The sequence below is a fragment of the Kitasatospora sp. NPDC001540 genome (genome assembly GCF_042894345.1).
In the GTDB taxonomy this organism is placed as follows: domain Bacteria; phylum Actinomycetota; class Actinomycetes; order Streptomycetales; family Streptomycetaceae; genus Kitasatospora; species Kitasatospora phosalacinea_C.
Genome location: NZ_JBIAVO010000023.1, coordinates 88,220 through 101,093, shown reverse-complemented (window position 1 = coordinate 101,093; position 12,874 = coordinate 88,220). Strand labels below are relative to the sequence as shown.

At 72.7% G+C, this 12,874-nt stretch carries 14 protein-coding genes; all 14 read right to left on the bottom strand.

The annotated features are described in order from the left end of the window. Positions 1–32: 32 nt before the first annotated feature. Positions 33–1,031: a hypothetical protein gene (locus tag ACFY00_RS25155; protein ID WP_388033802.1), complete on the bottom strand. Its 999-nt coding sequence runs from the start codon at positions 1,029–1,031 to the stop codon at positions 33–35. Continuing rightward, positions 1,013–1,669: a hypothetical protein gene (locus tag ACFY00_RS25150; protein ID WP_388033801.1), complete on the bottom strand. Its 657-nt coding sequence runs from the start codon at positions 1,667–1,669 to the stop codon at positions 1,013–1,015. Before ACFY00_RS25150 ends, ACFY00_RS25155 begins: the two co-directional genes overlap by 19 nt. A 36-nt stretch (positions 1,670–1,705) precedes the next feature. Further along, entirely contained in the window at positions 1,706–2,161 is a 456-nt protein-coding gene (locus tag ACFY00_RS25145) for a TadE/TadG family type IV pilus assembly protein (RefSeq protein ID WP_388033800.1), read from the bottom strand. Then, positions 2,158–2,526: a TadE/TadG family type IV pilus assembly protein gene (locus ACFY00_RS25140; RefSeq protein ID WP_388033799.1), complete on the bottom strand. Its 369-nt coding sequence runs from the start codon at positions 2,524–2,526 to the stop codon at positions 2,158–2,160. Before ACFY00_RS25140 ends, ACFY00_RS25145 begins: the two co-directional genes overlap by 4 nt. Positions 2,527–2,563: 37 nt before the next feature. Continuing rightward, positions 2,564–2,926, bottom strand: coding sequence for a TadE family protein (locus ACFY00_RS25135; RefSeq protein WP_388033798.1), 363 nt, complete (start codon positions 2,924–2,926; stop codon positions 2,564–2,566). Positions 2,927–3,033: 107 nt separating this feature from the next. After that, the gene (locus ACFY00_RS25130; protein ID WP_388033797.1) at positions 3,034–3,336 is read right to left on the bottom strand and encodes a hypothetical protein; all 303 of its coding nucleotides are present in this window, start codon (positions 3,334–3,336) and stop codon (positions 3,034–3,036) included. 48 nt (positions 3,337–3,384) lie between these two features. Then, the gene (locus ACFY00_RS25125) at positions 3,385–4,296 is read right to left on the bottom strand and encodes a type II secretion system F family protein (RefSeq protein ID WP_388033796.1); all 912 of its coding nucleotides are present in this window, start codon (positions 4,294–4,296) and stop codon (positions 3,385–3,387) included. Next, positions 4,296–5,168 carry a type II secretion system F family protein gene (locus tag ACFY00_RS25120; RefSeq protein ID WP_388033795.1) on the bottom strand — a complete coding sequence of 291 codons (873 nt, stop codon included), beginning with the start codon at positions 5,166–5,168 and terminating at the stop codon, positions 4,296–4,298. Before ACFY00_RS25120 ends, ACFY00_RS25125 begins: the two co-directional genes overlap by 1 nt. After that, positions 5,165–6,508, bottom strand: a complete 1,344-nt coding sequence (locus tag ACFY00_RS25115; RefSeq protein WP_388033794.1) for a CpaF family protein — start codon at positions 6,506–6,508, stop codon at positions 5,165–5,167. Before ACFY00_RS25115 ends, ACFY00_RS25120 begins: the two co-directional genes overlap by 4 nt. Continuing rightward, positions 6,508–7,332: a hypothetical protein gene (locus tag ACFY00_RS25110; protein WP_388033793.1), complete on the bottom strand. Its 825-nt coding sequence runs from the start codon at positions 7,330–7,332 to the stop codon at positions 6,508–6,510. The genes ACFY00_RS25115 and ACFY00_RS25110 overlap by 1 nt, the downstream gene beginning before the upstream one ends. A gap of 12 nt (positions 7,333–7,344) precedes the next feature. Further along, entirely contained in the window at positions 7,345–8,097 is a 753-nt protein-coding gene (locus ACFY00_RS25105) for a hypothetical protein (RefSeq protein WP_388033792.1), read from the bottom strand. 607 nt (positions 8,098–8,704) lie between these two features. Next, positions 8,705–9,367: a hypothetical protein gene (locus ACFY00_RS25100; RefSeq protein ID WP_388033791.1), complete on the bottom strand. Its 663-nt coding sequence runs from the start codon at positions 9,365–9,367 to the stop codon at positions 8,705–8,707. 14 nt (positions 9,368–9,381) lie between these two features. Beyond that, positions 9,382–10,458 carry an NlpC/P60 family protein gene (locus tag ACFY00_RS25095; RefSeq protein ID WP_388033790.1) on the bottom strand — a complete coding sequence of 359 codons (1,077 nt, stop codon included), beginning with the start codon at positions 10,456–10,458 and terminating at the stop codon, positions 9,382–9,384. A gap of 23 nt (positions 10,459–10,481) precedes the next feature. Beyond that, positions 10,482–12,710 carry a hypothetical protein gene (locus ACFY00_RS25090; protein ID WP_388033789.1) on the bottom strand — a complete coding sequence of 743 codons (2,229 nt, stop codon included), beginning with the start codon at positions 12,708–12,710 and terminating at the stop codon, positions 10,482–10,484. Between the last annotated feature and the right edge of the window lie 164 nt (positions 12,711–12,874).

The following is a 12,874-nucleotide window of genomic DNA, read 5'->3' as shown; positions in this document are numbered from 1 at the left end:
GCGGGTTCCTCTCCTCGTGCCCGGCGGGGCGGTTACTGGGTGACGACCGTCTGGATCTCCCGGACGACCACGTCCTGCGGCTGCCCGCCGGTGACGCCGTCGGGCAGCGCGTTGGCGGGCTGCCCGTAGGGGTTCGCCGACGGCGTCCAGGTCACCTTCCAGGTCACCTGGGCGGTGAGCGGGTAGCTGCCGCCGCGGCTGGAGCGCAGGTAGGTGATGTTGCAATCGGCGTGGGAGGAGTCGACCTGGTAGCCGCCACCGGACTTGACGAACCGGTAGGTGCACACGCCCGGGTCGGCGTCACCGGTGCCCGCGTCGACCCGCAGCGAGGTCGGCACCGCGAGGGTGGACGCGGCGATGTTCACGCCCGAGTAGTTCAACGACGCGGTCACGGTCACCGGTTGGATCGGCTGCTCGAAGGAGACGAACACCGGCAGGTTCACCGTCTGGTGGTCCGCGGCGGGGGAGAGCGTCACGCTCGGCGGCGGGAGCTTGGTGGCGGCGTAGGCCAGCTTGGAGAGCATCAGCGGCGTCACCGCGAGCAGGTCCGCAGGCGGGTTGCCGGTGGGCACCCACACGATGCCCTGCCGCTGCGTGCACGGCGCCGTCACCGGCAGGTCCCACGCCTTGTTGGTCTTGACCATGCCCCACCAGCGGCCGTCCTGGCCGCGGTGGAAGTCCCCGTCCGCCTTGAGCTTGTCGTACTCGGCCTTCGCCTCCGCGCCCATCGCGCCGTGCAGCTGCTCCAGCAGCGCCTGGTAGGCGGCGTCGAACTCCTCGGGCGTGTACTGCGGCTCGTACCAGCACGCCGGCGGCTCCCAGGAGCCGCCGATCGACGTGAGGTGCTTGCCGCTCTGGCCCGAGTTGCTGACCTTGATCTCGACGTGCGACTCGATCGACCCGATCGCGGGAGTGCTGCTGCCGCCCCACCCGGTTCCGATCTCCGCCCTCGCGGTGGGCACGGCGGCGGCCGCCAAAGCCAAGGCCGCGGCGGCCGCCCCCAGCGCCCGCCTTACGCTGCGCTCTGGCACCGCGTCGATCCCTTCTCCGCCTGCGCGGACGAGACCTGCCACACGCCCTTGTCGGACAGCGTCAGGCCCATCGTCCAGTCGGTGTAGTCGTTGATGCTCGGCGTGGTCGTGCGGACCTGGCCGCTCGCCCGGTCCTTGGCGTAGGCCTTCGCCTGGTCCTCGCAGTACGCGGCGGCGACCGTCTTGGGGTCCTTCACCTCGATCGTCAGCGCGTAGTAGCGGGTGCTGCCGGTGACGGTCTGCCCGCGGGAGTTGAGCTGGCTGACGGCCTGGTTCATGTACCCGCCGGCGAAGCCGGTGTAGGCGAACAGCATTCCCGGCCGGTTGATGTCGCCGGTGGCCTCGGCCTCGTTGAAGGCCCGCAGCGCGTAGGAGAGGTCGGCGGCGACCTTGTCCTTCACAGCGTCGCCGCCGGGCTTGAACTGCACGTCGACGCTGTAGTCGGCGGGCAGGGTGATCTCCGGTGCGCCCACGGACTGGGTCGGCGACGGCGAGGCGCTGGCGGAAGGGCTCGGTGACGTGCTCTGCGCGCCGGTGATGTCGGCGGAGGCCTTCGGCTTGCCGGAGGTGCACGCGCTCGCGCCGACGAGCACCGCCGCAGTGGCGGCGGCGGCGATGAACTTGGTGGTGGTGTGCATGCGGTGGTCTCCCGTCCCCTGAATACCCGTCAGGGGTCATAGTTCCTGGATGGCTTGGGCGGTCGCGCGGCCCCAGACCGTCACCCGGCCCCGGAGGGCGGACAGCAGCAGGGGCGAGTAGGTGAGGCGGACTTCGACGCTGACCTGGTTGCCCGTGACGTCCGTGCACCGGGACGCGGCGGCGTCCTGCTCGGAGAAGCCGCTGGAGCGGACGAACTCCTGGACGCGGTCGGTGCAGCCGACCGCGTCGATGAGCACCACGCCCTGGCGCAGGCCGTCGGTGCTGATCTGGTTGCCCGCGTACCGGGCGGCCTGTTCGGCGGTGTCGGCGGCCCGGTCGCGGCGGTGGATGGCCTGGCCGGTGTCGACGATGAACGACGCGACGACCAGGAACAGCAGACCCGCCAGGACCAGCGCCACGGCGCCCGAGCCGCGTTCTCGGCTCGCCTGCCGAGGGGGGCGGCCCCGGACGGCGGCCGGGCGGGCGGTCACGACACCCTCCGGTACACGTCCAGCGGCGCGGACGACGTGGACCGCGCGGGCGTCGTCACCGGGAGGCCGGTCATCCGCAGGCCGTGGACCGTGCAGGAGAGCGTCACGGTGAACACGCCGCCCGACTCCCACCGCCCCCCGGTCTCGACCCGCACCTGGCCGCCCGAGCACACCCGGGCGGCGCCCGCGGTGGCGGTCTCGGTGGCGGCCGCCACCGCTGAGCCGTAGTCCCGCTGCAGCGCCCCGGCCCGGGCGGCGTCCCGGGCCGCGCCGTCCAGGGACGACTTGGCCTCGACGATCTGCCCGAGCCCGACCAGCAGCAGGGCCATCAGCACCAGCACCGGCGCGATGAACACGAGCTCCACGCTGGACACCCCCGCGTCCCCACGGCGGCGCACCGTCCTATCCGGCATCGGGAACGAACCTCTCGATCGGGCCGACGGACGTGCCGGTGACCGTCAGGTCCAGCCACGGCACGACCTGGACGACGCGGCCCTTCACGGTCACGCCGACCTGGTCGCCGTCCTGGACGGCCGTGATGGACGGATCGCCCAGCAGCGCGGGGCCCAGCGAGTCGATCCGGTTGGAGGCGGTGGTGCGCGCCAGCTCGCGCCACTGCGGATCGTCGTCCGCAGCGGCACGGGCCCGGCGCGCACCCGCCTGGGCCGCCGACTCCGCGACGGTCGACGCGAAGTAGTACAGCCCGAACTGGACGAGCGCGAAGATCATCACGAAGAGCAGCGGGGTGATCAGCAGGAACTCCACGCTGCTGGACCCCCGGTCCCCGCGCCGACGCGCCCCCCGCAGGCCCCTAGGCCGTTCCGCCACGGGATTCCTCCTCCTTCGGCCCGATCGACGCCCCACGGCCTCGATCAGGAGCAGCCGCCGTTGCTGTCGGTGGTGGTGCCCTCGATGCACTGCTTGACCTGGTCGGCCTTCGTGTTGATGCCGCCCTTGATGGCGACGACCACGATGCCGACGATCACCACCGCCGCGGCGGTGTACAGCACCCACTCGAGGGCGCTGGCCCCCCGCTGACCGCGCTGGCGTGCGGCCGCCAGGCGGGTGAGCAGCGAGGTGCGGGCCCGGCCGGCGGCCAGGGACACGGTGAGGGCGAAGGTGAGCAGCCGGTCGGCAACGCTGGGACCGGCCGGGGCGGAGATGTGCGTGGACATGAGGCGATTCCCCTCGATTCGGTGATGGATCCGCTGGTCAGCGGTGGCTCACATGGCGCTGAGCTGCGTCAGCGCCGGGTAGATGAGAAAGATCAGGAAGCCGAAGCACAGCATCATCTGGGCCACGAGCATCGATTGGGACTTGGCCGCGGCGGCGCTCTCCAGGTCGGCGAGCTCCCGCTTGCGCAGGGTCTCCGCCCGGTCCTGCAGGGACTGGCGCACCTTCGCCCCGTCCTGGGCGACGCGGGCGACGGTCCTGGTGAAGTCGATCAGCTCGGGGAGCGCGATCTCCTCGCCCAGCCGCCCCGGGGCCTGCCAGTACGGGATGCCGCTGACCCGGGCGCCCTCGAGCGCCAGGCGGATGCGCCGCATCTGGGGGGTGGCGGACGCCTCGGCGGTCGACTTCATCGCCTCCGGCAGGCCCGATCCCCCGGACAGGCTCAGGTGCACCAGGGTCAGGTACACCGACACGATCCGCCGGAACTCCCGGCGCTCCTCCTTGGCCTTGCTCCGCACCTCCAGGTCGGGGGCGAAGAAGCACAGGACGACCATCAGGACGGTCACCCAGAGCGGGACGGTCACGCCGCCGATCACGTCCGCCAGGGACAGCACCACCGCGATGGCCGGCCCGAGGAGCAGTCCCGCCGCCGCGAACAGCACCTTCTGGGCGAGGAACTCCTCCTTCGACCTCTCGAGCATCGCGAGGTCCGGGCGCAGTCGGCTCAGGTGCCAGCCCCGCCTGGCGTAGAAGGCGGCCATCGCCGGCCCGACGCTCGCCGCCGCCCACCCCTGGGCGCCGGCGGCCCTCGCCGGGGCCTGCGCGGCCGGGGCGGTCGCGCTGCGCAGCGCGTCCACCCGGGCCACCGCGGCCACCGCGCCCGGCCGGCTCGGCAGCAGCGCGCGGACCAGCAGGAACAGTCCCAGGCCGACCACGGCCCCGGACGTCAGCAACTGGATCATCAGGCACCTCCGGTTCGCGCCCGGACCAGCAGGCGGGCGGGCGGCTGCACCGCGGACAGCTTCCGCAGCCACATCAGGCCGCCCGCGAAGAACGCGAGGACGACCAGCAGGACGCCCTGCCCCCGCACGGTGCTGTACGCCTCGACGTAGGACGGGTTGAACAGCGCCATGCCCACCGGGAACGCGGCGCAGATGGTGAGCACGATCTTGACGCTGCGCCGGGTCCCCGCGCGCTGCGCCAGGATGCGGCGACGCATGTCGGCCTCGTCGCGGGCGGTGACGGTGAGCCCGGACAGGGCCTCGCGCAGACCCGGGCCGCGCTGCGCGGCGTTCTGCTTCAACGCGATGATCACCATGTCGGTGGAGCCGTCGTCCATGTTCTCGGCGAGCAGGTCCAGGGCGATCGTGAGGCGGGTCTTGGCGTGGAGCTGGTTGACCAGGGTGGTCAGGTGCTGCTGCAGCGCGGGCGGGGCGGTCCCGGCGGTGGACCTGATCGCGTCCTCCAGGCCGGAGGAGGCGGCGACGGTGTCACGCAGGCTCTCCGTCCAGGTGGCCAGGCCCTCGACGCGCTCCAGCGCCGTCCGCTCCTCCTTCGCGCCGCCGAACAGCTTGGTCCAGAACAGGGTGAGCGCCGCGGCTGCGACGGCGAGGACCGGCCAGCGGGTGAGCACCAGGACGACCACGGCGGCGAGGATCGCGGCGGCGCCGCGGCGGCGCATGAAGGCCGCCAGGCGCGCCCCGCCGGAGGGGCCGCTGCGGGCCCGGCGCGGCCAGCCGACGAGGGACGCCACCAGCAGGGCGACACCGCCGCCGACGACCGCGCCGGCCAGCAGCAGCTGCAGGCCCCGGAGGGTCAGGAGTGCACCGTTCACACGAAGTCTCCGCTCGGGAGGTAGCCGAAGCGCTCCAGTTCCTCCAGGCACGTGACCGGCGCCGCCGGCCGCAGCGCGCCCGCGGGGTCGAGCTTGAACACCTCGTTGGACAGCACCCGGCCGTCCTCGCCCGTGATCTCCCGGATGCTGATGACGCGGCGGCGCCATCCCCCGGTCGCCGGGTCGTCCACCTTGCCGAGGTAGACCACGAAGTCCAGCGCCCCGGCGATCATCATGTTGATCGTCTCGCGGTCGAAGGTGGGCGCGCCCTGGCGGGCGTAGGTGGAGATGCGGTCCAGGACGCCGGCGCTGGTGCGCGCGTGAATGGTGGACAGGGAGCCGTCGTTGCCCTGGCCCATGGCGTTGAGCATGTCGAGGGCCTCCGGGCCCAGCACCTCGCCGACGATGACCCGGTCCGGGTTCGAGCGCAGCGAGCGGCGCACCAGTTCGGCCATCGTCACCGCGCCCAGGCCCTCGCTGTTGGGCAGCCGCTCCTCCAGCGGCAGGACGTTGGGGTGCAGCTCGGGGTAGGCGTCCAGGTGCAGTTCGAGGGCCTTCTCGACGATGAGGAGGCGCTCGTGCGGGGGGATCACGTTGGCCAGCGCCCGCAACATGGTCGTCTTGCCGCTGTCGGTCGCGCCGCCGATGACGATGTTCTTGCGCGCCAGGACCAGCGCCCGCAGGAAGGCCGCGGCCTCGTCCGTCAGCGAGCCGAACTTCACGAGGTCGTCCAGGAAGACGGCCCCGCCGAGCCGGTTGAGGCGGATGCTCCCCGAGGGGCGCTTGGTGACGCCGCCGGCGGCCAGTCGGCGCGAGTCGCCGGAGCCGTAGACGGCGGACAGCCGCGAGCCGTCGTAGAGGGTGGCGTCCAGCATCGGATTGGCCGGGTCGAAGGAGCGGCCGTTGGTCCCGGCCGCGGCGGCCGCCGTCTGCAGCAGGCCGATCAGCTCCTCGTCGCTCTCCGCCAACGGCGGCAGGGCCCGGCGGATCCCGCCCCGGTAGGTGCCGAACACCTGGTCGCAGCCCTGGAAGTCCAGGTTCTCCAGGTCGGGGTCCCGCAGGTGGGGCGAGAGCGAGCCCGCGGCGTAGATCCGGTCGTGGACGGCGTCGGCGAGGCGCTTCTCCTCGTCCGGCGTCAGCAGCGGCAGGCCGGCGTCCGCCCGCTCGCCGTTGTACTTGTCCAGCTCCTGCTTGATCAGCGAGCGGGCGAACTGGCTCTCCACCTCGTCCGACATCGGCAGCTCGCCCCGCCGGGCCCGCTCCCGCTGGTCCTCCGCCAACCGGTCGGCGACCCCGCTGTGCAGCAGCGCCACCTGCCGGAAATCCGTCCCGTCGGACATCAGCCCACCCCCACCGCGTCGGCCGGAACGCCCTCGGCGCCCTCGGCGAGCGGCTCGACGCCCAGGCCGTAGCGGCCGCGCAGGCCGTCGACGACCTGGCGCACGGCGCGCACCAGCTCCGACTTCTCCACCCGGCCGGTCTTGCGCCCCGCGAGCTGCGCGGCGCCGGAGGCGTCGAACGGCAGGCACCCGAGGACATCGACCGCCAGGTGCTGACGGGCCAGCAGCTGCGGCAACTCCCTTAGCAGCTTGGCATGGTGGCGCCTGTGGTCGACCAGCAGGATGCCGATCGGGGCACCCCCGCCGTCGCGGCCCAGCCGCTCGCGCAGCGCCGCGGCCCGGTCGCGGACCGCCGCGATCTCTTCCGGCGAGGTCCCGGCGACCAGCACGACCAGGGACGCCATCGGCAGGAGGTCCTGCCCCGGGACGTCCGGGCCCAGCCGGCCCAGGTCCACGATCACGTCCGCGTCCTTGATCGCCACGAACCCGCGGCCCAGCGCCGACCACATGCCCTGCCAGGTCCCGTACTGCTCGGCGGTGGCGACCCCCAGCAGCACGCGCTGCCCGCCGTGGATCTGCTGGGTGTGCTCCCGGATCAGCTGCGGGCGGATGCCGCCGCGCCCGGCGACGGCGAGGGAGAGCATGCCCACCCGGGGGTCCAGGTCGTCCTTGCCCCCGATGGCCTTGTGACGGAACACCAGGGGGTTGCCCGTGGCGCCGCACTCGGCGAGCAACGAGTCGCGGGGCCAGACGCCGGCCATGGCGAGGGCCACGGTGCTGGCACCGGGCGCGCCCGAAGCGGACGCGACGACGACGAGTGCCATGTTCCCCTCCTCTTACTTCTGTTCGGCGGGCAGCAGCACCAGGGCGACCTCACCGAAGGAGGAGGCCTGCGCCACCCCGCCGGAGCGGTTCGCCGGCACGGTCACGGACAGGGAGAGGCCGCTGTTGCCCGACCCGGAGCTCTTGAAGACCTCACGCACGGTGGCGGAGTCCGCCAGCACCACGCCCTCGTTGGCGCCCGCGGCACCGGCCGCGCCGCCGGTACCGGTGCCGGGGGCGCCGGCCTTCGCGGCGTCCTTCCCGACCCACAGCACCCGCACCCGGTCGCCCGCCCGCAGCCCGGGCGGGTAGGAGCCCGTCTTGACGCTCAGGCCGACGATCGCCTGGTCACCGGCCACGCCCCCCTTGGCGGTGAGCATCGACCCGGTGAGCAGCGTGCCCGCCGGGATGTCGGTGGCCGCGAAGTACTTGGTGTTCAGCAGGTTGCGCTGCTCCCAGGGCACGTAGGCGACGTCGGTGTCCTTCGAGACCCGGACCGGCTCGATCGCGCTCGCCGGGATGCCCTGCCCCGGTGCGACCCGCTGCACGACCTTGACCGCGTCGACCTTCTCCCCCGCCTGCTGGTAGGTCACCATGCCCCCCAGGCCGCCGGCGAGGATCAGCAGGGCTGCCAGGACCGCCAGCGCCGGCCGGCGCTCGCGCACCTGGGCCGGGAGGCGGCCCTGCCGCCGGTTCTGCTCGCGCAGGGCGGCTGCCTGCGGCGGTACGGCCGCGGCCCGCTGCGGGTTCGCTGTTCCTTGACTCACGTTCTCCGTCCAGCTCGTCTCGTGCGAATGTCGGTGGGTTCCGTCGGGGAATGAGCACCGCGTGTGCGAACGGCTCCGCCCGGGACGGCCCTCTGCCGCTGCGCCGACCCGGTTCGGAGGGTGGGGCGCGGTACGGGCGTCCCACGGCGCCGGGGTCGGCTGTACGGGACCGCGGATCGACCCCGGTCCGGAACGGTGGTCGGAACGGCGCCGGGACGGTGGTCACGGCGGGCCGCGCCGCCTATTTCACGCCTCAGGTGGTTCGGGTACCTGCCAGCCCATTTTTGGCAGTACATGACCGAAACCGGCGCATGCGAAGTTCCCGAACTGCTCGAACGGATGTAACACGGTGCATTTCGCGCCAGACCCCCACGGGCAAGCGATTCAAACCGGTCGCGGGGGAAGCTAACCACATGCCGGCAGTTTACGGACGGGGATTCTGGCTGATTCGGATCGGAAACCGGGACCGTCGGACCGGAACCGGAGAGAAGGATCGGACGGAAACAGTGCAAGAGCACGCAAAACGAGTGCGGGGCGGAATCGGCGGCCCCGCGGGGCCCGCCCGGGGCGGGCAGGACCCGCCCGCCCGCCGGGGTCGGCGCGGGCCTCATCGCCGCGGTTCCCACGAGTCCCCCCGGCGGACGAAACCGACACTGGCGGGCCGGTGGTCGCCGTACTCGCCGGTCGGGGAGGTGCCCGCCCACAGCAGCGTCACCGTCGCGCGGTCCGGGTCCCCGTCGACGGAGTGGGCGACGGCGGCCTGGACGCGGAAGCCGCTGAAGTAGTAACCGCGGCCCGGGAGCCCCTGCACCTCGGGGAAGTACGACGGCCACCGCTCCCGGCCCTCGCCGGTCACCTCGGCTGTCCACACCGCCCTTGCCAGATCCGCGAGTTGGTCTCCTTCTGCTGCGGGCAGGTCGCTGGGGTGACGGACCGTCAGCGCGGCCTGGATCGCGGCATCGCCCTGCGGGCCGTCCCCGGCCGCCGGGATCCCGGACGGCATGGCGGACGGCGCGACGGACGGCGCGGCCGACGGCACGGCGGCCGGGTCGGCGGCGGGTTCCGGCCGCGGGGACGCGGTGGGGGTGCCCGACGGGGCGGCCGTCCGCTCCGCGCCCCGCTCGGCGGGCGGGTGCGGTGCCGAGGGCGACGGCGCGACCGCCGGGCCGGGCCCGTGGCCGCCGCCGCCCGGGACGACCAGGGCCAGGCCCGCGACCAGCAGGACGGCGGCGACGGAGAGCGGGACGACGATTCCGCGGTCGAGTGACATGTATCGGACTCCTCTCATTTCAGGACGCGGGCGCCGCCCGCGAAGTCGTAGTTCCACACCGCGGCCTGTTTCACGTGATCACCCGGCTTGGGTGCATTCAGCATCTGTCCGCCGCCTATGTAGAGGCCGACGTGGTAGATCCTGGAGGAATTGCCGAAGAACACCATGTCACCGGGCCGCAGAGCAGCGACACCGGCGGACGCGGGAATCCGCTGGCCGACGCCGGCCTGGTCTGCCGCGACCCGGGGCAGGCTGATGCCGACCTTGGCGAACGCGTAGACCATCAGCCCCGAGCAGTCGAACCCCACCACCTTCTCGCCGTGTTGGCCGCCGTCGGAGCAGCAGATGCCGTAGGTGGGGCCGCTCGCGTCACCGCCGCCCCAGGAGTACGGCTGGCCGATCTGGCTGGCCGCCGCGGCGATCACCGTCTGCACCTGCTCCGAGTAGTCGCCTGCGGGGACCTGGCCGAGCTGGGCGTACTGGTTCATCCACCGGACGACCTCGTCGACGTAGGCCGAGCTGTAGTTGTAGCTGTAGATCGCCTTCTTGAGCGTCTCGTGGTCGGTGAGGTCCCGGCCGTTGCCGCACAGGTACAGGGCCGCGGCGAGCGTCTCGTCGTCGGCGTTGTTCGGGTCCGCGCCGCCCCCCGGCCGCACCCGGGCCGCGTACCCGGCGAAGGTGCTCGGCAGGAACTGCATCGGTCCGACAGCCGCGTCGAACTGCGCGTTGCCGTCCCACTTGCCCCCGTCGGTGTCCTTGACCGCGGTGGTGTTGCCGCCGGATCCCGAGCCGTTGAGGACCGGGCCGATGATGGAAGGGGTGATCAGCCCGGAGGCGTCGATCTGGTGGCCGGAGGCGTGGCCCGACTCGACCTTCCCGATCCCGGCCAGCAGCTGCCAGGTCATCCCCTTGCAGTCCGGCGCCATCTGCGGCATCGCCGCCGCCGCGCGGACGTAGGCCTGCATCATCCGGGCGGGGATGTCGCTGATCGCCCCCACCGGCGTGGTGGTGCCGGGGTCGTCGTTGTCGCCCGCGTTGATGACCACCAGAGCGCCCAGCCCGACGACCATCAGCAGCCCCAGGCATCCCATGCGCCTGAAGTGGCGCAAGATCCTCACGGCTTCGGCCCCCCGCTCCCCGACTCGTCGCCCCCGGCGGGGTCCTGCGGGTGCTGCTCGGGGGCGCGGTGCCACCAGCGGCCGGACGGCGCGTCTTTGGAGTCGGTGGACAGGCGCGCGTCGGAGGGGACGGTCCCGCCGGTGGGCGAGGTGAACCGCCTGGAGACCCGGCCGAGCACGCTCTTGGCCATGGCGGGATCCGTTTTGCGCACGCGGTCGACCAGCGGCTTGTAAGTCTCGGGCGTGAAGGCCTTCCTGAGGGAGTTGTAGTTGTCCTTGACCTCCTGCCGTGCCTCCGCCGCCGCCGTCCGCTTGCCCTCCTTCCAGTCCTCCTGCCACTTGCTGCGGACGTCGCCGTAGTACTGGCGCTGGACCTTGGCGTGGTCGCCCAGGACCTTGTTGACGCGGTTGAAGCGGGCGCGGGTCGACGGGAACCCGACGGTCGCGTCCCAGCCGAACTTGCCGACCTTCCCCGCAAGCAGGGCCATGCGGCCGGCGCGGGTCTTCAGCAGCTGGTTGTGCACGACGTGCCCGAGCGGTGTCACGCCGTTGGCCGGCATGGTCATCCGCCGACCGCTCCGGGTCAGGACCGTCTGCCCCTTCTCCTCCTTCCCCGAGCCCTCCGCCGCAGCGTCCGCGCCGCCTCCGGCTCCGTCGCTCGCGGCCCAGCCGCGGCCCGTCCCGCCGAACGGTCCGACCTTGCCGACCGGCTTCTGCCGGCGCGCCAGTTCGTCCGCCGGCAGCGGCTTTCCGACGGCCAGGCGCTTCGCGGCCTGCAGCCCGTACCCCGGCAGCGCGAGCGCGGACAGGCCCTTGCGGACCTCGCCGTAGGCGCCGTTGGCCAGGGCTGCGGCGTTCATCCGGCCCAGCGCGGGATCGGTGAGCGCCGCGAGGCTCCCACCGAGGCCACGGCCCGACCAGGAGCCGCCGGACGCCAGACTGCCGCTGGGCGCGCCGTCCAGGAACAGGGAGCCGCCGATCTTGGTGGACCGCATCCGGTCGGCGAAGCGGTCGCCGATCTGGCCGGCAGCGCTGAAGATCCGCTTGTGGAAGACGAGGAGGACCAGGGCGAAGCAGTCGAGGGTCAGCAGGCGCTGGAGCATGAAGGTGTTTTTGCTGCCGTCACTGGTCAGGATGGTGTTGGTGCCCAGGGCGAAGATGGGCAGCATGACGGACACCGCGAACTCCGTCACCACCGACGTCATGAAGACGCCCAGCCACTTCCACAGGGCAGCCCGGTTTCCGCCCGGGAGCATCGCCCACACCCCGGTGGCGCCGGTCAGGGACGCGGCGACCACGTTGGCGATCTGGCAGCCCATGTGCACCAGGGCCATGCCGAGGACGACGATCGCGATCAACAGCACGGCGATCAGCACCAGGCCCACGCCGGCCACCCGGTCCCAGTCGCTGTTGACCGCGAAGTCGTACGCGGCCTGCCCCTCCGGCCCCTTCTTCTTCAGCGCCTCCTTCATGTCGTCCCAGCCCTTGGTCGCCGGGCACAGGGCGTCGGCGCCCGGGACGCTGATGCTGCCCGTGCAGTAGCCGGCCTCCTTGCCCTTGAACTCGCCGTGGATCCAGGCCCTGTGCACCTCCGCGATGCCCTTGATGTTGGCGTTCTTCGAGTCCGGGTCGGGGATCATGCCGTACTGCAGCAGCTGGTACGGCTGGACGACGAGGGTGCGGGTGAGGACCATCCGCAGCGGGCAGGAGGGGTCCTTGCGGTCCTCGTCCGAGGTGCAGCCCGGGTCGGTGCCCGCGGCGTTGGCGGCGATCTGCCCGGCCTCCTGGGCCGCGAGCTGGGTCTGCACCACCGGGCCCTGCTCGCCGAGGATCGAGCGCGGGGTCAGGGCGGGCATGAGCACCAGCGAGGACAGCAGCAGGGTGATGACGATCTCCCCGGCGCCCCGGGCGACCTTGCCCCGCATCATCATCAGGCCGCCGAAGGCCACGCCGGCCGCCAGGAAGAGCCCCCACAGCGACAGCGTGGTCGTCATGGTGAAGAAGAACTCACTGTTCAGGCGCTGGGCGGCCTCGACCAGGTTCTTGACGATCGGGAAGTTGAAGATCCACTGCACGCACCAGCACATGAGGCCGACCAGCACCCGCACGATCGCGAAGCCGCCACCGATCAGCAGGTTGCACACGTGGCTGCGGATGTCGGTGACGCCGCCGTTCTCCGACTTCAGGTCGTAGTTGTTCAGCGGCACGCCCTCGCTGCTGAACACGTTCAGGGGCGCGAGGATGCCGCCGCGCTCGACGTGGTCGTCGTGGGCGGGGGGGGGGGCCGCCCCCCCCCCCCCCCCCCGACACAACACCCCCCACCCCCCCCCCCCGCCGGACCCCCGCCCGGGGGCCCCGCCCGTCCACGCCCCCCCCCCCCCCCCCCCCC

Excerpts from the sequence above, each read along its gene's own strand:
- ACFY00_RS25125 (WP_388033796.1), bottom strand. The coding sequence starts at position 4,296 with ATGATCCAGTTGCTGACGTCCGGGGCCGTGGTCGGCCTGGGACTGTTC.
- ACFY00_RS25100 (WP_388033791.1), bottom strand. The coding sequence starts at position 9,367 with ATGTCACTCGACCGCGGAATCGTCGTCCCGCTCTCCGTCGCCGCCGTC.
- ACFY00_RS25115 (WP_388033794.1), bottom strand. The coding sequence starts at position 6,508 with ATGTCCGACGGGACGGATTTCCGGCAGGTGGCGCTGCTGCACAGCGGG.
- ACFY00_RS25110 (WP_388033793.1), bottom strand. The coding sequence starts at position 7,332 with ATGGCACTCGTCGTCGTCGCGTCCGCTTCGGGCGCGCCCGGTGCCAGC.
- ACFY00_RS25130 (WP_388033797.1), bottom strand. The coding sequence starts at position 3,336 with ATGTCCACGCACATCTCCGCCCCGGCCGGTCCCAGCGTTGCCGACCGG.
- ACFY00_RS25150 (WP_388033801.1), bottom strand. The coding sequence starts at position 1,669 with ATGCACACCACCACCAAGTTCATCGCCGCCGCCGCCACTGCGGCGGTG.
- ACFY00_RS25095 (WP_388033790.1), bottom strand. The coding sequence starts at position 10,458 with ATGGGATGCCTGGGGCTGCTGATGGTCGTCGGGCTGGGCGCTCTGGTG.